Origin of the sequence: Clostridium cadaveris (assembly GCF_020911725.1) — a bacterium.
Taxonomy (GTDB): Bacteria; Bacillota; Clostridia; order Clostridiales; family Clostridiaceae; genus Clostridium_X; species Clostridium_X cadaveris.
Window position 1 is genome coordinate 3,485,962 of record NZ_CP076620.1, and the last position, 23,814, is coordinate 3,509,775.

Consider the following 23,814-nt stretch of genomic DNA (forward strand, 5'->3'; position numbering starts at 1 on the left):
CACCTTATAGCAACTCTTTTCTTAATTCTTCACCCGTTTTTGGCGAGAGATATGCCATTGGAATATCAAAAACTGTGCATGCTCCGGTTCTTCCTTCTTTATGCATTTTAGCTATAGCTCTAGCATAAGCAACTAATACACTTGATGTGAATTCTGGATTGCTGTCTAAGGATAAAGAAAACTCCATTTTTTCTTTATTTCCGTCACCTGTAATTGCCGTTCTTATAACAAATCCTCCATGAGGCATTCCTGAGTGGTTCTTTTTTAGTTCCCCCTCACTTATAAAATTAACCTCTGTATCATAATCTGAAAAATAATTAGGCATTGTTTTAATTTCGTTCTCTATTCTTAATTTATCTGCACCTTCTTCTATCACTACATAGCATACTCTAAGATGTTTTTTCCTATCCTTAAGCTCTGGATTTTCTCCATTTCTAACTTTTTCTAATGCATTTTCTCTTGGTACGGTATATTGCTTTGCATCTTTAACTCCATCAATTCTTCTTATTGCATCTGAATGGCCTTGGCTTACTCCTGTTCCCCAAAAAGTATAATCATTTCCTTGTGGAAGTATAGCTTGACCCATTAGTCTATTTAATGAAAACAAACCTGGATCCCAGCCTACTGAAATTATGCTTAATGTTCCCGCTTCTTTTGAAACCTTATCCATACTATCAAAATACTCAGGTATCTTTGCATGAGTATCAAAGCTGTCTACAGTATTAAACATCTTTGCAACGTTTGGTCCTTGCTGTGGAAGATCAGTGGCAGAGCCACCACAAAGTATCATAACATCAATTTTATTTTTATATTGATTAATTTTAGAGATATGTATAGCTTTGCTTCCATCTTCAAGAAAAACCTCTTCTCTTCTTGTAAATACAGCTTCTAACTGCATATCATTATGTTCTTTTATTGCTTTTAAGACCCCTCTACCTAAATTCCCGTATCCTACTACTCCAATTTTAATTTTATTTTCCATCTTCCGTGCCTCCATTTTCTTCTTGTTAATACTATATTATCATATTTATTTTAATATTTTTATTATTTAAAAATAAAAAAGTACTTCTCTAAAGTGAGTAGTACTTTTTTACATATTTGAATACAATAAGGCTAATTTTCACTGTTTAAAGGAACTTCAATGGTTGTATTATTTTTAGCATTCTCCTCATTCATCTTTTTGTATATGTCTTCTTTCATTTTTTTAGTAAAATCACTTTCTTCATTATCATTTTTAAAATCTACTCCAAGCTTTTCTGATAATAGCACAGCAAGAAGACTTTCTACAGCATTAACATTGTTACCAGAGCCATCACTGCTTCCCATAGTAACTACGTTATTAGGAACTATATTAATCTTGCCATCCCTTATAGCCTCTGTAAATTTGCTCATTACATCTTGGATAACTTGGTATTGAGGACCGCCATAAGCATTAACCTGTTCCTTAATTGCTATAGCCTCTGCTATTCCAAGTCTAGCCTTCATTTCCGCTTCTGCCTCAGCAAGTCTCTTAACCTTGTATGCTTCTGCATCGGCAAGTGTCTTTTGCTTTTCAGCATCCTGCCTTGCTTTTTGAAGTTCTGCTCTACCTATATTATCCTGAATATTTATATTTATAGAAGACTTGGTCAATTCAGATTGCTGCTCTGCTTTTGCTTGGAATTCCTTTAGTTCCTTTTCCTTTTCACTAGCCCTCATCTGACTACTATAAGTTTCTATTTTTTCTTTAGCAAGCTGTCTATCACTTAGCTGCTTAAGAATTTCTTCAATCTTTTTATCCCCATTAGGTGAAGGAGTTCCAATAAGCACTTCTTCAAGTTCTAGATTGTAGTTTTGGAATTTTGATTTCATCTCTTCGGTAGATTGTTTTTGTATTTCTGAACGATTTTGAATAAGTTCTATAAGCGTCATTTTCTGGGCAATATTTTTGAAATATGAAGAAACCATAGGATCAAGAGTCTGATCTACAAGTCTTTTTATATCTCCGAATCTTTGAATTACAAGAGGTGCTTTCTTGTAGTCTATATGAACGACAACAGATAGCGGAAGTGTTGGTTCAAATGCATCCATGGTTATTAATGTTACTTCTTTAAGGTTCTCATCATATTTATGTCCACCCACTTCTGCTTGAACCCATTTTAGTATAAAGTTTGTAGTTGGAACTTGTGTCAATATTCCTGCTGAAAGGTTGTACGCATATTTACCTGGTTTCAAAGGATTTACCCATATTCCTTTACACCCTTCTTCAACTAACTCTCCATGAGTATAACTGCTTCCTGATACGTCTTCACCTTTCTTTCCTACGAATGAGTTCACGACCCCTGCAAATCCTACAGGAATTATAGTCTTAGGAATTATATCTACGCTTGCAAACAATCTATTAATGAAATAAGTACCATCACTTATTACTTGATACTGCTTTCCTCTATATCCTCCAGCCTTCAAAAATGCTTCAGGATTTTGGAAATTATTATGATAGGTTTCTTGGTCATTAGGGTCATCCCCCACTACTGGTGCTATTATTTCACCATTGGATAGTGATGGGCCATCTTGAACTGTAATTATACCCATTGGATCTTTTATGCTTTCTCCTGCTGAATTCTTGCTTCCTTCTTTAATGACTACTGGTCTAAATCCCTTTTGAGTTCTCAAATCATCTGCCATTCTTGAAATTTGATCTATCTCAAGTTTGTCTCCAATATTGATATAGTAATTTGTGGCCTCTGTAAGTATTATAAAGATGCTTAAATTAAATGCATAAGTTCCCTCTCTAAGGATAGTCCTTTGAGGACCCTTTTGTCCCCCATTAGCTAAAAATGCTCTAGTATCTTGATAGTTTGAACATTCAACAACTCGTCCTAATGTTTGAGTCTCACCTAATGCTTCTCCATCTCTTGAAAATACATATCCAATCTGACCTTGAGAAATAGTTACTAAAGGACTTTTTATAATTTTATATAACAAACGTGATTTGAAGTGTATACCAGTCCTCAATACATCTGGCTGAAATCCTGCTTCTCCATTCAAGGCTATAAATTTACCATCTTTTAAGTTTCCTTTTGGCGACCACCATTTTTCTACAACTCCTACTTCATTTGTACCAATTATGGTTAATCCAAACACTTTAAATATCAAAAGATATAAAGCTATTATGCCTAGAATAACCATAATCACAGGAAAAACATATTGTCCAATACCGCTCATAGATCCATCTCCTTATGATATAGATTAAACAGAAAAACTGTTAATTTATATATATTCCCGATGAATTTTCAGTATACTGATTATTTTAAATTTCTGAGCCTTTCTATTTCTCTTTTCGGAAAATCTACTGTTTCTCCTAAATATATATTCCATTCCTCTTTCAATAACTTTATTTGACTTTCTCTAGCTTTGATAGCTTCATCATAGTTGCCTCTTATTTCCTCAATGTGTGCTATGGCTTCAAAAGCATCTGTATATCTAGGCTTTGGCTGAAGTTCAAATGCTCTTTTATAATATTCTATAGCATCATCATATCTACAAAGCTTTACCATGCAATCAGCATAAGAAGCACTTGATAACCAGTTCTCAGAATATCTTTCCAACATTTCATTCCAAACTTTTTCAGCTTCTTCTAATTTACATTCTTCTTTCAAGATAAGTCCCATATACAATGGTACACGCAAATCATCTTCAACTTTTCTCATTTTTCCTAGATAAACTCTTGCCTCTTCAGTTCTTCCATCCTCAATAAGTGAATCTAAAAGCCACAGATATCCTCTAGCATAGTTAGGATTCTTTTCTAGGAATTCTTTATAATAGTCTATTAGCTCATGATGATTTGATACATTCCAGTCAGGAATGATACCATTCAAAACACAGTTTAAAATAGCATGGCTATCTTTGTTCTCTGGATCAAGCTCAATGGCTTTCTTAACGTAGTTTGATGCTAAATACTTATATTCCTCTGCTCTATGAGCATATAAATCAGCTAAAGTTCTAAAATATACAGCTTCATTCCCTCCTTCATTTATCTTATCTAACAAAAATTGGTTAGCGTAGTTAAAATCATATTCACTAAGCATCCTCTCATCTATTATCATGTTTTGAATCCTCTCTAGATGGGATTCATCCGTCATTTCAAAAAGTTCATCTATCGTTACTCCAAAATATACAGCAAGCTCTGGAAGCAATGCTAAATCTGGAGCAGTAATTCCGTTTTCCCATTTAGAAACTGCCTGACAAGATACTCCCATTTTTAAAGCTAATTCTTCTTGAGTCACGCTTCTCTTTAGTCTTAATTTCTTTATCATCTTTCCTATCTCTATCTTCATTACCGTCACCTTTTCAAAATTATTTGGTCGACCATAATCTTATTATCATATAGACATTTCTATTATTCAATAACCGAAGCGTTGATAGGATTCAACCCATAGTTGAATAGATTGACCTCTAACCTTCAGACAAAATGTTATAGCTAGAACCTCTTAAAATATATAATTAAAAGATGTTCTAGCTATTTTAAATTTCTGTGCATAAATCCATAATCTTTTCACTGTCTATATTAAGATTTCCATGATTATCTTTACATATATAAATCGGAATACTTAGGGTATCTTTAAAATACTTTTTATTATCTCTATGGATGATATCATCATCGTTATATCTATTTAAAACTAAAGCATTAACTTTTATATTTTGACTCTTAATATATTCCATAGTCAATAAAGTTGCATTTATACTTCCTAAACCTGAATCTGCTACTACTATGGTTGATAAATTAAATTCCTTTATTACATCAGTAAGCATGATAGTCTTTTTTCCTTTATATAATGGACATATGATTCCACCTGACCCCTCCACTACTACATAATCGCATTCACTTTTTATTCTATTAAAATCAGCTTTAATCTTATTTAATCTTACCTCTTCTCTATTAAGTCTAGCCGCTAAATGAGGTGATACAGCCTCTTCAAATATATAACTTACCGATTTATTTGGGTCTCCAGGAATATTCGCTTTTTCATATACATATGAGGCATCACCTGGAATCAGCTTTCCATTAATCTCTTCTGCCCCACTAAGCGCTGCTTTATAATAGCCACAATTAATACCTGCTTTTCTTAATTTGCTTATTATCAGAGACGAAATATAGGTTTTTCCTACATCTGTTCCAGTAGCTGTAATAAAAATCCCTTTGCTCATATTACACCTCGAACCCTAATTTTCTTATCATTTCAATATCTTCTTCTGTTTTTATCCCTGAAGTTGTCAGCATGTCCCCTGAAATACATGCGTTTATTCCACTTTTTAAAGCATCAAAACCTTTATCTAATAATAGTGCTCGTCCACCCGCAAGCCTGATTTCAGCTTTTGGAAGAATGAATCTAATTAAAGATATAGTTTTTATTATTTCCTCATAAGATAATAGCGTTTGATTTTCTAATGGGGTTCCCTTAATTGGATTTAGTATGTTTATAGGAACACTATTTACCTCTAGTTCTCTAAGGGTAAATGCCATATCCATTCTATCCTCCATATTCTCACCTAATCCAATAATTCCTCCACTACATACCTCAAGTCCTGCCAGCTTTGCATTCTTTATTGTCTCTATCTTTTCATCAAAGGTATGGGTTGTACATATATTTTTAAAGTAATTCTTTGATGTTTCTAAATTATTATGGTATCGAATAACACCTGCCTCTTTTAATTTTTTCAATTCTTCATACCCTAAAAGTCCATGAGATGCACAAAGCTCTATAGGAATATCGCTATGTATACTTTTATATATATCACATAAATTATCTATATTTTCTGCACTCATTCTCTTTCCAGATGTAACTATAGAAAATTTATGTACTCCTTGTTTATAGTTGGATTTTGCACTGTTTTTAATAGTATCTTGACTCAATAAATCATATTCTTCTATATTGGTTTTAAAATAAATAGACTGAGCACAGTACTTGCAATTTTCACTACATCTTCCGCTCTTTCCATTGATAATTGTGCAAATGCTAAATTTATTGCCACAAAAGGTTTTTCTTATTTCATCAGCAGCTTTAGCTAATTCAAAAGTATCCTCTTTAAATAAGAGTATTATATCCTTTTTTTCTAAAACTTTTCCTTCTAAAACCTGTTTTTTTATCCTATCTACATTTGTCATATTTAACTCCTAAAATTGAATTTACTTTACTTGCTAAAAGTGATCCAATGACACATAAAAGTATATCCCCTGGTATATCTAGTGGAAAACAAGATAAAAATATAATCCATAATGTTGTAGGAGTTCCTAAATATAAATTTAATATGATAAATTTATAAAAGATTCCTATAGCATAAGTTACTATAAATCCTGAAAATGCTGCTATTAGATACTTTGAAAATTTATTAGCCTTAATATTCTTTGCTACTATTCCAACTGTGAAAGCTGCTGCTATAAAACCTAATAAATAACCAAAGCTTGGTCTAAAGATATATTGAATACCTCCTCCTGCAGCAAATATAGGTATTCCCATGAGTCCCATTAAAACATAAATTACAACAGAAATAGCTCCATATTTAGGTCCTAATATCATTCCAGATAAAATCACAAACAAAAATTGTAGCGTAAAATAATCTAAATAAGGAACCGGTACTTGAATAAACGCCCCTATCGCTATAAGAGCCGTAAATAACGCACATCTGATCATTATTGTAGTTTTTGTATTCTCCATTTTTTATCCTCCCCCAATTTATTTTATAATATTATATCGGCTTATTATTGTCAACCAATTTTTAAAATTAAGTTTACAATAAGCTGTAATTTTAGAATTGCCTATAAAAATAAAGAAGTCTGTACCAAAGATGATTCTTAGAATCATTTTGATACAGACCTTTAAATTTATATCTTAGATTGTTTATTTTTCTTGTTTAAATAAATGAACAATCCACCTATTGCTAATATGGCTACTCCACCTATTAATATCTTTGTAGATATGTTATTTTCACTATAAATAGTTTTATCTTCAGAATTTAATTCTCCTAAAGACGTTTGTGAAGTTGTTACATCTCGAGTTAAAGTATTTCTATACATTAAATAATAACTTAATGCTGACCAGCTGAAATTCTTTGTATGGAGCCCCTTTCCTGTTTCAGAGTTATAGTTTTCCCTTATAGGGCCATCCGCAGTTAATCCTTCAGCATTATCAAATAATTTTTTTGAAAGTTCCAATGCATCATCATAATATCCATAATTCTGTAAAGCCTCTACTCCATATAATGCTTGATCCAACCAAACTGGTCCTCTCCAATATTTATTGGGATTAAACTTAGGATTATCCTTTGCTGCAGTTGGTAGAGGTACAAATGTATTGAATACATCTGGATTCATCATATTGTCTTTGACACCATCTGCTTGGTCCTTCTCAGCCATTTTTGCCCATAGTGGTATCCATCCTTCAGTTCCTTTTCCTCTATTTACAAGAAGTTTTTTCTGACTTCCATCTTCATTGATTTGTAAATCATAATAAAATCCAGTTTCTTTATCATACATATTATCATTTACATAACTTTGTAGCTTTTTAGCACTCTCATCATATTTTTTACTGTCTTTCTTATATCCTAATTCATCAGCCATGGATTTTAAAAATCCCTTTTCTGCATATAGATAAGCATTAAGGTCAACAGACTCCTGATTAATTGAGTATCCTACAATTTTTCCATCTTTATTTTTATTTTCAAAGATTTTTACTCCTATATCTCCTTCTCCTTGACCTTCCTTATCAAATCTAGTGGCATTATCCATTCCACTTTCCCAAGCAGCCGCTAAGATTATTTCTTCTTCACTATTATTTAAATCATGAACCATTCCGCCATATTCAGCTACACCATTGCCATCATGATCTCTATTTGAATACCACCAGTCATGATATTTAACCAATTTTGGATACATCTCTTTAAGAAATTCTTTATCTCCTGTAGCTTTATAAACATTCCACACAGACCATGCTGCTAGAGCAGGTTTTGAATTTCTTTCATTCCAGTTGCCACCATCTCCGCCTCTAGCCTCATCTTTATTATAAAATACTGCATCTATTATTGCTCCTGCATCCTGAGGTCTTACATTGTCATCTTCTTTTATCTGATAATCAAATAAAGCTCTTATATTGTTTTTTGCCAATTCACCATCAAAATGAGATGTAGCTACAGCCTGTTTCCATGAATCCCATGCCCAAAATCCTACAAACCATTTATAGGATAAAGATGGGATCACTCCATCATGTTTAAATGAACCTGCAGCACTTCGCCAGTTAGTTGTTAAAGTTATCATTGATTTTACTGCAGCATTTCTATATTTATTATCTACAGTTTTATCTAAATCCTTAAACGTATTGGCTAAATAATTCTGCCAACGCTCTTGGTTTTTAGTAAAATATGAGTCTCCATTCTTTAATAATTCCTCAACTTTATCTTCTTCTTTTTCAAGTTCATCTTCTGTAAAGGCATATGTATCTGTAGAATAGGTTTTAAAGTGTTCTTTAGGACCTATTTTAACTTCTTCAACAAGTTTTGTAATGTATGAATCTCCATTTATAGTTGTTTGCGTTTTTCTATCATGGTTGCTTACAAACTTAGTCTCATTAGTAGAGAAAAATCCCCATGTTGACCTTATATTTTTAAAGTTAACCTCCACACCATTATCTTCTTCCTTTAATGTTAAATTTAAATCATAAGATTTATTACCTGCTTCATCTTTAGCAGTGTAATATGGGGATTTATTAAATATGCTTCCTGACCATTGAAGGTTTAATGCTAAATCTTTATCTCCCTTATTTTCTATATCTGTCTTAATTAAAGCTGTTCTGTTAGTTGCAAATATAAGCCTTAAATTAAGCACTAAATCATCAAACTCATAGCTTTGAACTAGTGTACCTGGGTAAAAATCAAATGATGTTTTAGCCTTTGACAAATCATATTTAGTATTATTCGATGCATTTATTATAGTTAATTTACTAAATATATTTGATAAATTAATTGGATACTCTTCTCCAATTATCAATGGGCCAGGAAATCCTCCATATAGCTCTTTCATATCCTTCTTGGGTAAATAATATCCATGCCAAGCCCCCATATCTGAAAATGGATTGTCTATATTTGTTTCATAATCATCATTTAATTGTATCTTTGGATTTCCACTGACATCTAATATGTTTTTAAAGTCTTTTATATCTGGCACCTTCTCTTCCCCCAACACTTTTGTAATACCTATATTAGTAAATAATAAGGTCATAATAAGTGATAACCATAATCCTTGTTGTTCCTACAGATTTCAAGTATCTTTTCCTTTATTTCCTTATCAGGATTGTCTCTATCAAATCGTTTTTTCCAATACATATATGTTACCTTTGGCATACCAGTGTATGAGAGAAGGTCTTTTAGTTTGAATTCTCCTCGGAGACTGTTTCTTCTCTTTTTATATTTGTCTTAGTCTTATCCAAAATTTTCTTCCGACCTTTCTTATGAGGTCTAAAAGCATCAGGACCGGCTACACGAAAGCGGTTAACCCAGTTAACAATCATGCTTGGATTGGTTATACCTTCTTGGATTGCCAAGTCTCTATATGAAATCTCACTTGATAGGTATAATTCTACAACAAAAAGTTTCTTTTCGAAAGGATAGTTTTTTTGTTTTCGGGAACGCATTAAAGCGTCATCACCGAATGAGTTGTAATTATTCACCCACAACTTGATTTTATCCTTATCAGGAATACCGTATTTCTTAACAAGGTGAATATCGCCACCTTCACCATTTAGATAAGCAGTAACAATTTCCTTTTTTAATTCATATCTATATTTCGCCATTAAAAACCCGACCTCCAATCGTTAGATTTTTTGGTCTAACTTTTGGGGTCGGTACACTCTGTGCCTATTAATATCAATATCTATTTTAATCTTTCTAGTACTTCTTCTGTTGTTAATGATCCGCTTGATAGCATTCCAAAATTAACTTCAGCTGCCTTATATGCTTCTTCTCCCGGTGCTGCTGTTGCATCTTTTGCTATATAAACCTCAAAACCTTGTTCAACCAAATCTCTCATATGTGATTCAATACATATATTTGAGTTCATTCCTACAAGTATTACTGTATCTATCTTCTGCTTTCTTAGTTGTAATACTAAATCATTTGTCTGTGGTCCAAAAATTTTATGTGGACTTGCAATTATAGTCTCTCCATCTTCAAGATATGGCTTAAACTCATCAAGTATATCTGCTCTTGAATTTTTTTCTACAGCCTCTGAAGGACCTTTTCTCTCAAACATTTTCATTTGATGCATCATATGCTCTCCATTGCTACCAAACTTCCATGTGTAATCGTGAGGGTAGTAATAATGTGGTGATACGAACACTTTATATCTATTTTCCTTTGCTGTTTTAAGTAAAGATATCATATTTTCTATAGTGTTGTTAGCTTTAACAACATCCTTAGCCAATTTATAACCTTCACCCATCTCATGTAAAAATTCATTTTGTGGATCTACCACTACTACTGCTGTTTCTTTATTGTTAAACTTCATTTAAATCACTCTCCTAATTTTTTATAAGGCTTAAATCACTTGCTATGACTATATAATAATAGCTAAACAATAAACTCACAATTAGGCACTTTTAAGTTTCTAGAAACCTTTAAGTTACCTAATTTCTTTTTCTAATGAATTTTTGCTTAAAAATCATACTATCTATTTAAAGGAAGCATACTCTTCTATAAGTTTAATCATATTTTCCTTATTCTGTTCAAATTGAATAAGCCTATTAACATTAGCACCATATGGATGTGGAAATTCTGTGAGAATTTGATTTTCTCCTATGATTCCCTGCTCCTTTAATTTACATAAAACCTCTTCAACAGCTTTTCCTAATGGTATTAATAAAACTTCCTTTGGATTATCTAAACTTTCTAATTCCTCTATAAAGTTTTCATAAACATACTTCATTAAAAAATCATTTATTAATAGCTCATCCTTTGTATATTTATCTTTTAAAGGCAATTTCTTTATCACATCTTTGTAATCATATAATACTTTTTCATGTCTAAGTCACATCCTATACTATTTATAATTTAGTTAATATGCTTAAAACAAAAAAGCACTACCCCCTCAAGAATAGTGCTTTTACGTTTAACTTCATGTCATGAATTATTTTTTCTTAACAGGAATCCAAATTTCGCTGTAGTAGTTCTCATCTTGATTACCTTTTGGATAATCAGCTATATTTGTATACATTTCAATATTGTACCCTGCTGCAATTTCATAATCCTTGCAATTAGGTAGCCATTCTGAAAAGATTTTTTTATTCACATCTTGCAAAGATTTTGGCATTGCACCCTTACAAGCAAAAACAGCCCACATGTGTTTAGGAATGATTTTTGTAACAAAGCCATTAGGTATCTCTATAGACGGATTATAATTATCTGCAATCAAATATTCAAACTCATCTGAATCCATGCTCTCATCTATACAAACCCCATACATTCCACATACAAATTTCCCATTTCCTTTTTTATAATGCTCTGTCCAAAACTGTGGGATTTCTGCAGTTGCACTATCATATTTAAATACCTTTGATATGCCCATTACCGTAAACGAATCTTTTTCAATAATTTTGTAATCCATAATATAACCACCTTCCAATGAAAATTTGATTTTCAGTGGAGCAAATGATTTAACCATTGCTCCATCTTTTCGAACAGCAGTAGGTGTTATCCCATGAAATCGAGTAAAGGCTTTTGTGAAACTATCCGGTGAAGTGTAGCCATATTTCAGAGCAATATCAATAATTTTTTCATCAGTTGAAACAAGCTCACTGCCGGCAAGTGTGAGCCTGCGTTGTCTGATATATTCACCCACCGTAAAACCACAAAGCATTGCAAATCCTTTTTGGAAATAAAACGGAGACATAAATGCTTTTTTTGCAATATCTTCTATTACAATTTCTTCAGTGATGTTCTCCTCAATGTAACTTATAGCTTCACCTATTCCTTCAATCCATCCCATAACCATTCCCCCTGTCTGTACATACATCTTATCTCTTTTTAGGCGGCTATTCCCGACTTTTTGTGTTATCTTTTGTCTTGTCTAAAATATTATTAAATAGCCTGTACTATCTATTTAGATATATTGTTAAATGTAAATATTAGTTTATATCCGTCAAATGTTACATCATGTTTTTCTTCAAAGTTCCCATTTGTATAGTCGCTAATGGTTTTTCTCCAAAACTTTTCTGCCCTTGGATTTGTTCCTGATGGTGCAACATATAATTTCCACTCTCCTAAAAATTTATCAAATATCTGTTTTGCTGCAATGGATGCAATATTCCTTCCTCTGTATGGCCTTAATAAAAAGAACTCATAAACATAATGATTATTTTTCCTTATATTGCACCTATATCATGTAATATTGCAGCTATTTTTGCTTCTTCTATAAAATTTTCATCACAACCCAATTTATCCAATAAAACTTCAATTATCTTTTGATCACTATTTATTCTTTCAAATCTATTCATTACATAATTCCTTTTATTATGATAAATTTAAAAAAGGTTGTAGTATAAACTACAACCTTTAATAATCAAAAATTATCTTCTATTTTGTTCCTTCTTAGCTCTTCTACAAGCTGGACATCTTGTTGGCTCATTTTCAAATCCTTTTTCCTTGTAGAATTCTTGCTCTCCTACTGAAAATACGAATTCTGCTCCGCAATCTCTGCATGTTATTGTCTTATCTGTCATAAATATTCCTCCTAAAATTAAAGATTCTAAATTGATATAATAATCTCTAATTTTCAAGAAACTATTTACCTAAATGAAACTTTTTTTTGTTAGCACTTCGCTACTTATTTAGTATATCACAGTATTTATCTAATTGCAATCTTTTTTTGATTGATTTTTATAAACAGTCAAAATTAATTTAATATTTAGCATACTTTACACCTTATCACATTTGTTATTGCATTTATTTTATTCATATTATCATTACTCGACAGCAATATATACATCCATATAAGAAACTCCATCTTTATTGTATTCTTTTTCAAAGCATGATAAAACCTCTTTATTTTGTTTATGATTTAAACTATTTACTTCCATATATCGTATAAGTGTTTTGTATGCATTAGGAATTAACGTAAATGGCGCCTTAAACGGTTCCTTGATTGTAATAGCTACGTACTGATGATGTTCTTGTATGATTTCCTCTGGGCAATCATCTGAAAAATTCTCTGGTATTATACATGCTGCTACATAGCCATGCATATGATATACATTTACCTGTTCTTGTGATACAAAAGGAAAATTCCAACCTATTATTTCGGGGTTCTCAATACCATTTAAAATAGCCCAATCATACACATGTTTTTTTGCATCATCTTCTGGTTTACTACTAATTACTGTATATTTAACATATCTGAATAAAGGAACCTTTTCTACACGAATATTTGTATAAGCTTCATTATCTGAATTCATATTTCCTAATATTATTTCATCTAAAGAACAAGAAAAAAGTTTGCAAAGTTGAATAGCCTTTTCCATTTCTGGAAAGGCAGAATTCATTTCCCATTTGGATACCGTTTGTCTGGATACATTCATTTTTTCAGCCAATTCTTCTTGTGTCATTCTTTCATGCATTTTTCTAAGAAACTGTAGATTTTGTCCAAATATCATTTTGTTATCCCCCTATTTAATTGATACTTAAATTGTAACTAATAAATAATGAGTAGTACACCAACTTACATTTTCTATTTTTTTAATATATGCAACTTAAGGTTGCATGCTGTAAATGCTACATAATATAAAGGATATTCTGTGATATGTATAATCGCCTTTTTTATATTAACAATTCCGTAATGGATGGCTACGGAGGTTTTAAACGTTTTATCCTCCTTGGACTATTGGTAATTATTTCATAATAGTTAGGAGGTGGTATTGGATATGCTGGAATTAACTATAAAAAGCTTTGTTGCTATTTATATTATTAGATTAGTTTTAAAACATAATCTTTTTATTTCTAAACTAATTATCAAGATTAAATTTCTTGCATCTCATTTATTTATGATACGGTTCTCCCTTAATTATCCTAAATCCTCTATATATCTGTTCTAGAAGCATAACTCTGAATAGTTGGTGTGGAAATGTCATTTTTGAGAAACATAATTTATAGTTTGCTCTATTTAAAACATCTTGTGAAAGTCCAAGGCTTCCTCCTATAATAAATACTAGATTTGAGTTACCTTGTATGCCACAGTTATCTATGAAAGATGAAAATTCCTCTGAGGAAAGTGTCTTTCCTTTTAGATCCATAGCTATTACATAGGCATTATCTTTGATTTTTGATAGGATTTGGGCCCCTTCCTTTTCTTTAATTTGAAGTTCTTCCTTTTCTGAAGCATTATCTGGTGTTTTTTCATCTGCCACTTCTATAACTTCAAGTTTGCAGTATTTGCTTAATCTTTTTGAGTACTCATCTATAGCATCTCTTAAGAATTTTTCTTTTATTTTTCCTACTGTTATAAGGGTTATATTCATTCTTCATTCTCCTTGATGATTTTTATATAAAACTAAAGGTCTTACTTTTCAGTAAGACCTATCATATCATATTAAGCGTTTTTGCCACAGCACTTTTTGTACTTTTTGCCGCTGCCGCAAGGACATGGGTCATTTCTTCCAACTTTGTTTTCGTTAACTATAGTCTTAGAAGATCTCCATGATTTCTGAATTTCTTTTCTTTTCTCGTCTGAGAATATTCCATCCCATTGTGGAAGTTCATATAAGTAATCAGCTTTTGCGTCTAACATATTGAAATATAGCTTTTCTAAATCTATATTTAGTTCTAAAGTTGTATCTGCTTCAACTTCTTCTAAATCTAAAGGAGTAACTAAGCTATCATTGATTCCATCAACAAATCCCATAACAAACTCATTAGTAGCTCCGAATTCTTTTGCTAAATCAGCTATAGTTGTTTTTACAACTTCTCCATGATTAGCTAAAATTTTTGTATATATTCTTTCTTCTATATTGCTATACTCATTCCAAAAAGCTTGTTCTCCCTTTGTTTTAACATAGTCAACAACCATGTCGGTCCATTGTGCATACAAACTCATCTTATTCATTCTCCCTTTTTATTAAATTATTGTATATTTATTATTCTTATATTATAAATAAATATGGAATAATTTCAATACATTAGTATCTCATTTTTTTATCTATTGATTATTTTATTTTGAATCTATTATTTTTAATATATCATCTTTTCCTATAGGCTCCATAGTATTATAGTTCCCACCTATAGTTTCGATGTCTTTATTCTCAATCAAAAATTTAACTTTATTAACTTTAGGAAGCTGGCATAAAGTATTTACTATACCCTTAATACATGCCTCCTCTTTAGTAACACTCATTTTTATAATCGCCTGACTATTTAAATTTACTACAGCAATATCATCCTTTATTGAAAAACTTAAAAGTCTTGTATCTTTAGGCAGAATAGGTTTAAGCTTGCTATTTAGAGATGGACCTGCAATCAATGAGTTTACAAGAGTTTCTCCTACAACTTCTTCCTTATCCATAACAAGTTCTTCCATACCTATTTTTGCCTTGGATTCATCTGTAGAGTCATCAAAATAAAGTTCTAAGTCTAATAGATTATTTTCTTCATTCAAAAGTTTCATATTTTTTATTTTGTCTTTGTTGTTTATGCTGACTTTATCAGCTTTATTACATCCCATTAAAGTTAAGGAAATTATAGTCATGGTTAAAAATAAGGTTTTTTTTAAAATATTTTTCATACCTGTCTCCTTTTCTCATATGCCTATAAATATCTATATTAAACTAAAACTCTATGTAACTGCTAGGTTCCTTTCTATCCGCTAGGGTTATTGTCACATCGTGATTTAATTTAACGCCATTTTCTTTAAGTACTGATGTGACTGTTTCATATGCTAAATCCGGATAGTTATTAGTTTTACTTAAATGCCCAAGTATAATATTCTTATGGTTTCCATTTAATAAATTCATTATAGCATTTCCACAAGCTTCGTTAGACAGGTGTCCTACGTTACTCAATATTCTTCTCTTTAAATTATAAGGATATGGTCCAAATTTCAGCATTTCTACATCGTGATTGCTTTCCAGAAGTATAACATTAGAATCCTTTATATTCCTCTCAACTTCTTCAGTAAAACATCCAAGATCCGTAGCTATGCTTATCCTTTTATTCCCACAGATAGCTGTATAACCAATTGGATTCGCAGCATCGTGTGGTATTGAAAAATTTATCATGTCTATGTCTTTTATGAGGACATGATTTTCTTTTAAAACCTTTATATTGTATTCTTTAACCTTACCTAATGATTTTTCCATGGCACACCAAGTTTCTTCATTAGCATATATTGGTATATCATGCTTTCTAGAAATTATTCCTGCACCCTTAACATGATCTATGTGTTCATGAGTTATAAAAATTCCATCTATATCTTTTGGGTTTATATCTATACTATCTAAAGCGCTGTCTATGGCCTTTCCCGGCATGCCTGCATCTACTAAAATATTTGTATTTCCCGAAGATATAAAGATGCTATTCCCACTACTACCGCTATATAAAGAATAAAATCTCATATTACTCCTCCGTAACGGTTTCCCTTCTTATATCTGCTCCTAAAGCTTTAAATTTATTTTCAATATGAGGGTAACCTCTATCTATATGATCAATATTAAATATTTCTGTCGTTCCCTCTGCTACAAGTCCTGCTATAACCATAGCTGCACCTGCTCTAAGGTCTGTAGCTTTAGTTACTGCTCCTGTAAGCTTATCAACTCCATCTATTATAGCAGTTCTTCCTTCAACTTTGATATTTGCACCCATTTTCTTAAGCTCATCAACATGCTTTAATCTGCACTCATAAATACTTTCATTTACCATACTTCTTCCCTTAGATATGGATAATAATGTGCTCATTGGCTGCTGGATATCTGTAGGGAATCCTGGATATGGGGCTGTCTTTAGGTTTACTCCCTTTAATTCTCTACTGCTGTCTACAACAACATAATCGTCACCATATTCTAAATCAACACCCATCTCTATAAGCTTAGCCCCCATAGATTCTAAGTGTTTTGGAATTATATTATTTATCTTAACATGCCCACCACAAGCAGCGGATGCTATCATAAATGTACCAGCTTCTATCTGGTCAGGAATTACACTGTAATCACAGCCTTTAAGTTCTTTAACTCCTGTTATTCTTATAACATCAGTTCCTGCACCTTTTATATTTGCTCCCATAGAGTTTAAAAAGTTTGCAACGTCTACTACATGAGGTTCTCTAGCTGCATTTTCAAGCACCGTAGTTCCCTCTGCAAGAGCTGCTGCAAGCATAACATTTATAGTTCCACCTACAGTTACAACGTCGAAAAATATATTTGTTCCGATAAGTTTTTCTGCCTTTACTATAACTGCACCATGCTCTATCTTAACCTCTGCTCCTAATGCTTCAAAACCTTTTATATGCTGGTCTATAGGTCTAACCCCTATTGGGCATCCCCCTGGAAGTTCAACTCTAGCTTCTTTAAATCTTCCTAACAAAGCACCGATTAAATAGTAAGAAGCTCTCATACGTCTTACATCCTCTGTACATGCTTCTAAAACATTTAAAGATGTACTGTCTATAGTTAGAGAATTTCCTGTTCTCCTAACTGTGCATCCTAAGGATTCTATTATTCTCTCTAAACAATTGATATCTTCAATATCTGGTATATTATCTATAACACATGCTTTGCTGCTAGCCATTATAGCCGTTGGCAATATAGCTACTGCTGCATTCTTTGATCCACTAATACTTACCTCTCCATTAAGAGGCCTTCCTCCATTTATAACAAGCTTTTCCATCTATTCCACCCTTATCTCATTATTTCATAATCCACAAAATCTTTTTCACCAAAACCATATAATCAAAAAATCTAATATCAAAACTCTGTCTGATACTTAATTAATAGTATTCCCACTTCTTGATATACTAATAAAATTTTCAATTCATTTTTTGTATCATTTGTACTCTTATAAGTATAATTTTATCCATGCATACAAATTTCTAAGCTATATAATAGCATAATATTTTTATAATAATGCATGACAATTTATATGATATTTCATTTCTTCAATAAATAAAAATCATATTCTTTTATTTAACCATACTTTCATAAATCTCATTATATCATAATATACATGGTTTTTAACAATGTTTTTTTGTGTTATTTATTAATAATTCTTGACAATTTTCTATTTACATCTACTTAATTAATGTGTAATATAATCTGATAATTAAAATTTGTGTATATTTGCTTAAATAATATATGTTATAATTGATATGGTAAAATATATAAATATAAGTCATTAAGACTATTGAAGGGAGGTTATTGCATTACAGCATTGTGCTTTAAGCTTATGCATTATGTAATGACAATATAAATATGAAGTACTATATAGTAGCATTGCTAGATGATGAATCTTACAAATCAATAGAACCTCTTCAAAGGAATATAGCAAGGAAGTACAGGCTTTCTCGCAGTAACTCAACTTTTCACATTCCTTTAAGTGTCATTGATAATCCAAACATGGATAAGTTTGATGAAATAATTTCAAATATACTAAAACCTTATAAAACATTTAAAGTAGAATTAGGTTCTACCTTATTTTCTGATGAAAATGCTAAAACTTTTAGTCTTGAAATAGAAAATAAAGGATATATAAGAAGACTATCCAGAATTATGAATGATACATTGAAGCTTCATGGATTTTCAGTTAGAGATATAGAAACCGAAAACAGCATGTATGTGGCTTTAAATAACATAAATAGCGTTTCCAAGGATTTAAACAAAGCTTATAACAATTTATCTCCCAATGTAAAGATGATAAAAATCAATAGAATAGAGCTTTGGAAGTCTACAGGTGGTAAAAAAGAGTTTATAATAAAATCTTATCCTCTTAAAAATTTTTAAATTTTTTTGAAAAATATTTTAATTAGGAAACGATTACTTATCTTTTCAAAAATTCTTTTATGGTCTACAATATTAATATTGCTTAGAATATTTGAGTTTATAGAAAAGAAAGGCGGCCTTGTTGTATGAACTTAAACAAACTATTTGACCTTCAACGAGTTCTTAATGATAAATTAGTAGAAGGGCATGAATTAGATGAATATGTTTTATCACAAAGGAAAGCATTAGGACTTCACGTTCAAATTGGTAAATTAGCTAATTCAACTAATTGTTTTAGATTTTGGGGTAAAAAAGACTCAATAGATAGAAAAGTTGTTTTAGAAGATTATCTTTACTCATTATTTTTTATATTAAGTATAGGTATTGATAAATGCTATACAGATATAACATTAAATCCTAGACACAGTGAATACTGTTTAACTGATCAATTTTTAACACTATACATAGACATAAACGATCTTGTTATAACTTCATCAAAAGATCATTATAAAACTATCTTTGATGACTTCTTGGCATTAGGTTTATCTTTAGGATTTACTGAAGAAGAAATAGAAAATGCCTATATAGAAACAATGACAAATTTAAAAAAAATTAAATAGAAGCAATTATAATTATTTATTCTAAACCCTAGTAAAATTTGCTAGGGTTGTTTTTATTTTTTTGGAAAAACTATCTTTAACTGATTAAAAAATAGGTAAAAGGAGATGAGTTTTTCGTGATAGGAATAATTTTTTCTATAATAGCTGGTGCTGCTATGAGCTTTCAAGGAGTTTTCAATACAAGACTTGAAGAAAAGATAGGTACTTGGGAAACTAATGTACTTGTTCAAGGTATAGCTTTTCTATTAACCCTTATAATAGTTTTATTCTTTGGTAAAGGTGACTTTAAAGAACTTGCCTCTGCAAATAAACTCTATCTTCTAGGTGGAGTTTTAGGTGCCGTTATAACTTTCACAGTAATGAAAGGCATAGGTGATTTAGGTCCTACTTATGCTATATCCACAATATTAGTCTCTCAACTTTTAACAGCTGGAATCATTGATGCTTTTGGTCTTTTTGATTCACAAAAGCTTTCTTTTGGCTTTTCTAAAGTTATTGGAATTGCTATAATGATTGTAGGAATTATAATATTCAAGTGGAAAAGCTGATTTATTATAGTGTGATTTAAGGGGGATACAAATGGATTTTAAACAAATTGAAGCTTTTATTAGTGTAGCCAAATTAAAGAGTTTCTCAAAGGCTGCAAATACAATATACTTATCACAACCAACTATAAGTTCTCATATTGCTAGCTTAGAAAAAGATTTAAATATTCAGCTTTTTGACAGGACTTCTAAGGAAGTAAATTTAACTCCAGCAGGGCGTTGTTTTTTAGAGTATGCTTTAGATATCATAAACACTAGAAATAACGCTATAAATTGTATATGCGATTTTAACAACAATGTTTCTGGTTCATTAAATTTAAGTGCCAGTACTACACCATGTAATACCATAGTTCCTCATTTAATTGATAAATTCGGTACTCAGTATCCGCATATAAAATTTAACATTAAAGAGGAAGGCTCTGGGGAAATAGTTCAGGCTATTGAAGATTTAAGTTGTGAAATGGGTATAGTCGGAAATCATGTTCAGGGTGACAAAATTAATTCTTTTAAACTTATGGATGACGAACTTGTTATAATATCAAGTCCTGAACTTAAGCTTCCTTCCGAGATACCAGTAGAAGATCTGTTAAAATATAAATTTATAATGAGAGAACGTGACTCTGCTACAAGAAAAACTTTTGAGGACAAGCTTCTCGATTGTGATATCAATCTAGATAAATTAAATATATTATGTGAAGTAAATAGTTTAGACACCATAGTTCAGTTTGTAAAGACTAGTATTGGAATTTCTATATTATCAAAAAATGTATGCAAAGACTATGTAGAAAGTGGCAAGATAAATGCTTCTACTATTAAGGGAGTTTCGATGGTTAGGGGAATTTATCTAGTGTATAATTCTAAGCGTACACTGTCACCTACAGCTAAAGCTTTCCTTGCTCTTTGCAAAGAAGAGTTTAACATAGAATAGTATTTTTTCTAAACATATTTCTTCAAAATAAACCTCTTAACAGTGATGATTTTTATCAACAAATTAATCAGTATAACATATAATATATACTGAAATCATTGTTAAGGGGTTATTTATGTTTTCTTTTAAGAATAAGTTACATGAAGAATTGAAAAGATCTATGGACAAAAGGACACTTAAAACCTTTAGAGTTCTGATAAAATATAAAGATTTAGAAAAAAATATAGTGAGTAAAATCATATCTTATAAAGGTACAGTATATAGTTCTATTTATTCATTGAAAATAATAAGCGCCTCTCTTACTGCCCATAGTATTGAAAGGCTTATAGAATATCCTGAAGTTCAGTATATATCTCTGGATAATTTTTGTTTTCTATGTGGTAAACGACATGAGTTAAGGGGTATAAATTTAAGAAGCGCAAATCGTACTTATCTTAATCCTAAATACGGAATCACTGGAGCCGGTATAGGTATAGGTATTATAGATACTGGGGTCTATCCTCATAGTGATTTAATTAATCCTAATAGAATAAATTTATTTTTTGATATAATAAATAAGTTTAACTATCCTTATGATGATAGTGGTCATGGCTCTTGTATTAGTGGCATAATATGCGGTAGTGGCATTTCTTCTAAGGACAGCATATTTAAAGGAGTAGCTCCTCAAAGTCATCTTTGCGTTTACAAGGCATTTGGCAGCAATGGCAGGGGTTATGTATCTGATGTACTTTACAGTTTGTCAAAACTTATTGAAGATAGCGAATCATACAATATAAGGGTGCTTTGTCTTCCATTTGAGCTTCTAATCACAAATACTTTTATTGATGATTTATTCGAAAAGCTATTTGATATGGCTCAAGAGAAAAACTTAATTCCTGTTGTGCCAGCAGGTAGTAATGAGTCTACCGAAGGTACCTTGATGGGTATTGCCTCTTGTAAGAATGTTATAACTGTAGGAGGCATCAATACCTTTAATGGTGGATATCAAAGATATAAATATTCTTCTGCTGGTCCAGTTCAAAAAGTTGATAAGCCTGATATAAGTGCAGCTTGTACTAATATAATATCTCTAAATACAGTAAAAACTTTTATCCCTGAAAGAAATGGAATAAAGCTTTACCCTCCTCATTTGGAAGAACCTTATGCCGTATATTCAGGAACATCTACAGCATGTGCATTTATATCCGGAGTCTGTGCATTAATTCTTGAAAACAATCCAAAGCTTGCTTTTAAAGATGTAAATTCTCTTCTAAAGGTATGCTCTAGAGATATAAATCTTCCAAAAGAAATACAGGGTGCGGGCCTTCCCGACTTAAATATGATTTTCTCATAATAAAAAGTTCATCTTTATATCAAAATTTATATCTATAGATATATTTTGATATTGATGAACTTTTTTATATTTATGTGCTTATTTAAGGATATATTTTGTAGGGTCCTTAGGAACCCCCTTATATCTGACCTCAAAATGTATATGAGGACCCGTGCTTCTACCAGTATTTCCTGCTTGGGCTATAACTTCGCCCTTAGTTATTTTATCCCCTACCTTAGAGTTGAGCTTGCTACAATGTCCATACAAAGTTTCTATATCATCACCATGATTTAACTTTATTAGATATCCATAGCCATCCATCCATCCTGAATATGTGACTACTCCATCTAAGGCTGCCTTTACAGGATCTCCTATATTTGCTGCTATATCTATCCCATTGTGCTGTCTACCCCATCTTATTCCAAAGCCAGAAGTTACAGTTCCTCTGGATGGAACATCTAGAAAAGCTATATCTTCTTTTATCGGGTCTTTTGTACCTTTAAGAATGATTTTTTCTTCTGGTTCCTTAGTAACTGTAGTTTTAACTACCTTTTCATTGACTTTGGTATCATTTATACGGGTTATTTCCTTTACCACCTCTTTAGTGCCAGGTGTACCTTCATTTAAAACCTTCTCCTGTCCTTTAAACATTTCAGAAGATGTTTTTATAACTATCGATGGTTCAATATCTTCATCATGTTTCTCTTTGCTTTTTATTTCTATCTTTAATCCTTCATTCTTCGTCTTTTCATTAAAAGCTATTATAGCTTCACACAACTTATCTTCATTTGGTATCTCATTAACTTTTGACTTAGTTTCTTCAAGTGCTACAGAATTTTTTATGCCGGTTTCAGTTATTTGATCCTTTTCAATCCCATTCTTATCTATGTAATAATCTGCAACCTTATTTACTATAGAATTGGCACTTTTTTTATCTGCTACTACCCCTAAAGACCTATTACTCACTTTAAGATTGTAACATCCAATGTTAGGGTTTAATGCCGTAAGTATGTTTTTCTTTAATTCATCTGTATCTGCTAAAACATCATTCTTTACAAAGAATTTTTCAAATTTGATTTTTTCATCAACGTATGTATCACTATAATTAGCAGCTAAACAACTCTGCACCTGCATCTGTGAGGAATCTATATCCTCTTTATTCTTTACATATCCAATCAAATTGTCGTCTACATATACTCCATAGGCTAAATTACTTTCTCCTATAAAAAAAACTGCAAGCCATGGTAAGACTGATGCTAAAATCAATATAAGCAGCTTACCATGGCTGCTCCTACTACCTGATTCCAATAAATGTCCACTCCTTTTGTCATGTATTTCTGGCACTTCCTCTTCTAATCTACCCTCTTTTACCATATTATATTCATTTTTTATATGTTGAGAGATTTTTTCGCCTTTGCTATAATAGAGTAGT

At 31.4% G+C, this 23,814-nt stretch carries 24 protein-coding genes and 1 pseudogene; 5 read left to right on the forward strand and 20 right to left on the reverse strand.

Annotated elements, in window-relative coordinates; translation table 11 throughout:
- Positions 1-4 precede the first annotated feature (4 nt).
- The 19 genes and pseudogenes from KQH81_RS16825 to KQH81_RS16910 all read right to left on the reverse strand — a co-directional run bounded on the left by KQH81_RS16825 (position 5) and on the right by KQH81_RS16910 (position 17,889).
- Positions 5-982 (reverse strand): diaminopimelate dehydrogenase, encoded by a 978-nt coding sequence (locus KQH81_RS16825; protein ID WP_099336504.1) that lies wholly within the window; start codon positions 980-982, stop codon positions 5-7.
- A 131-nt stretch (positions 983-1,113) separates the two neighbouring features.
- Positions 1,114-3,204, reverse strand: a complete 2,091-nt coding sequence (locus KQH81_RS16830; RefSeq protein ID WP_099336505.1) for an SPFH domain-containing protein — start codon at positions 3,202-3,204, stop codon at positions 1,114-1,116.
- Between the two features lie 80 nt (positions 3,205-3,284).
- Positions 3,285-4,316, reverse strand: coding sequence for a transcriptional regulator (locus KQH81_RS16835; RefSeq protein WP_074845696.1), 1,032 nt, complete (start codon positions 4,314-4,316; stop codon positions 3,285-3,287).
- A gap of 187 nt (positions 4,317-4,503) precedes the next feature.
- A complete protein-coding gene (bioD, locus tag KQH81_RS16840) occupies positions 4,504-5,187 on the reverse strand; it encodes a dethiobiotin synthase (protein WP_099336506.1) in 684 nt (227 codons plus the stop codon).
- A gap of 1 nt (position 5,188) precedes the next feature.
- Complete coding sequence (gene bioB / locus KQH81_RS16845) at positions 5,189-6,145, reverse strand: biotin synthase BioB (RefSeq protein ID WP_099336507.1); 957 nt, start codon at positions 6,143-6,145, stop codon at positions 5,189-5,191.
- Positions 6,129-6,695: a biotin transporter BioY gene (locus tag KQH81_RS16850; RefSeq protein WP_099336508.1), complete on the reverse strand. Its 567-nt coding sequence runs from the start codon at positions 6,693-6,695 to the stop codon at positions 6,129-6,131. Before KQH81_RS16850 ends, bioB begins: the two co-directional genes overlap by 17 nt.
- 167 nt (positions 6,696-6,862) lie before the next feature.
- Positions 6,863-9,196: an MGH1-like glycoside hydrolase domain-containing protein gene (locus KQH81_RS16855; RefSeq protein ID WP_230028526.1), complete on the reverse strand. Its 2,334-nt coding sequence runs from the start codon at positions 9,194-9,196 to the stop codon at positions 6,863-6,865.
- Positions 9,197-9,395: 199 nt separating this feature from the next.
- A complete protein-coding gene (locus KQH81_RS16860; RefSeq protein WP_099336510.1) occupies positions 9,396-9,821 on the reverse strand; it encodes a helix-turn-helix domain-containing protein in 426 nt (141 codons plus the stop codon).
- A gap of 80 nt (positions 9,822-9,901) precedes the next feature.
- A complete protein-coding gene (locus tag KQH81_RS16865) occupies positions 9,902-10,534 on the reverse strand; it encodes a cysteine hydrolase (protein ID WP_027639286.1) in 633 nt (210 codons plus the stop codon).
- Positions 10,535-10,696: 162 nt separating this feature from the next.
- Positions 10,697-11,053, reverse strand: a pseudogene (locus KQH81_RS16870) (hypothetical protein); the annotation flags it as partial.
- Positions 11,054-11,152: 99 nt separating this feature from the next.
- Complete coding sequence (locus KQH81_RS16875) at positions 11,153-12,010, reverse strand: AraC family transcriptional regulator (protein WP_027639288.1); 858 nt, start codon at positions 12,008-12,010, stop codon at positions 11,153-11,155.
- Positions 12,011-12,386: 376 nt separating this feature from the next.
- Positions 12,387-12,518, reverse strand: a complete 132-nt coding sequence (locus KQH81_RS17660) for a hypothetical protein (protein WP_267890575.1) — start codon at positions 12,516-12,518, stop codon at positions 12,387-12,389.
- A 72-nt stretch (positions 12,519-12,590) separates the two neighbouring features.
- Entirely contained in the window at positions 12,591-12,743 is a 153-nt protein-coding gene (locus KQH81_RS16880) for a zinc-ribbon domain-containing protein (RefSeq protein ID WP_027639289.1), read from the reverse strand.
- 243 nt (positions 12,744-12,986) lie between these two features.
- Positions 12,987-13,673: a helix-turn-helix transcriptional regulator gene (locus KQH81_RS16885; protein WP_074845682.1), complete on the reverse strand. Its 687-nt coding sequence runs from the start codon at positions 13,671-13,673 to the stop codon at positions 12,987-12,989.
- Positions 13,674-14,054: 381 nt separating this feature from the next.
- Positions 14,055-14,534 (reverse strand): 23S rRNA (pseudouridine(1915)-N(3))-methyltransferase RlmH, encoded by a 480-nt coding sequence (rlmH, locus tag KQH81_RS16890; protein WP_074845652.1) that lies wholly within the window; start codon positions 14,532-14,534, stop codon positions 14,055-14,057.
- Positions 14,535-14,605: 71 nt separating this feature from the next.
- On the reverse strand, positions 14,606-15,109 hold the full coding sequence (locus KQH81_RS16895) for an SEC-C metal-binding domain-containing protein (protein ID WP_027639297.1): 504 nt from the start codon (positions 15,107-15,109) through the stop codon (positions 14,606-14,608).
- A 114-nt stretch (positions 15,110-15,223) separates the two neighbouring features.
- On the reverse strand, positions 15,224-15,793 hold the full coding sequence (locus tag KQH81_RS16900) for a GerMN domain-containing protein (protein ID WP_230028528.1): 570 nt from the start codon (positions 15,791-15,793) through the stop codon (positions 15,224-15,226).
- Positions 15,794-15,836: 43 nt separating this feature from the next.
- Entirely contained in the window at positions 15,837-16,622 is a 786-nt protein-coding gene (locus tag KQH81_RS16905) for an MBL fold metallo-hydrolase (RefSeq protein WP_027639299.1), read from the reverse strand.
- Position 16,623: 1 nt separating this feature from the next.
- On the reverse strand, positions 16,624-17,889 hold the full coding sequence (locus KQH81_RS16910; protein WP_027639300.1) for a UDP-N-acetylglucosamine 1-carboxyvinyltransferase: 1,266 nt from the start codon (positions 17,887-17,889) through the stop codon (positions 16,624-16,626).
- A gap of 581 nt (positions 17,890-18,470) precedes the next feature.
- Here KQH81_RS16910 and KQH81_RS16915 point away from each other — a divergent pair.
- The 5 genes from KQH81_RS16915 (at position 18,471) to KQH81_RS16935 (ending at position 22,403) form a co-directional block, all read left to right on the forward strand.
- Positions 18,471-18,998, forward strand: coding sequence for a hypothetical protein (locus KQH81_RS16915; RefSeq protein ID WP_027639301.1), 528 nt, complete (start codon positions 18,471-18,473; stop codon positions 18,996-18,998).
- Between the two features lie 125 nt (positions 18,999-19,123).
- A complete protein-coding gene (locus KQH81_RS16920; protein ID WP_027639302.1) occupies positions 19,124-19,597 on the forward strand; it encodes a dUTP diphosphatase in 474 nt (157 codons plus the stop codon).
- 116 nt (positions 19,598-19,713) lie between these two features.
- A complete protein-coding gene (locus KQH81_RS16925; RefSeq protein ID WP_022788123.1) occupies positions 19,714-20,145 on the forward strand; it encodes a DMT family transporter in 432 nt (143 codons plus the stop codon).
- Positions 20,146-20,176: 31 nt separating this feature from the next.
- Entirely contained in the window at positions 20,177-21,070 is an 894-nt protein-coding gene (locus tag KQH81_RS16930) for a selenium metabolism-associated LysR family transcriptional regulator (RefSeq protein ID WP_027639303.1), read from the forward strand.
- Positions 21,071-21,185: 115 nt separating this feature from the next.
- Complete coding sequence (locus KQH81_RS16935; RefSeq protein WP_230028530.1) at positions 21,186-22,403, forward strand: S8 family serine peptidase; 1,218 nt, start codon at positions 21,186-21,188, stop codon at positions 22,401-22,403.
- A 78-nt stretch (positions 22,404-22,481) separates the two neighbouring features.
- Here KQH81_RS16935 and KQH81_RS16940 read toward each other — a convergent pair whose 3' ends face one another.
- Positions 22,482-23,756 carry a peptidoglycan DD-metalloendopeptidase family protein gene (locus KQH81_RS16940; RefSeq protein WP_051196293.1) on the reverse strand — a complete coding sequence of 425 codons (1,275 nt, stop codon included), beginning with the start codon at positions 23,754-23,756 and terminating at the stop codon, positions 22,482-22,484.
- Positions 23,757-23,814: the final 58 nt, after the last annotated feature.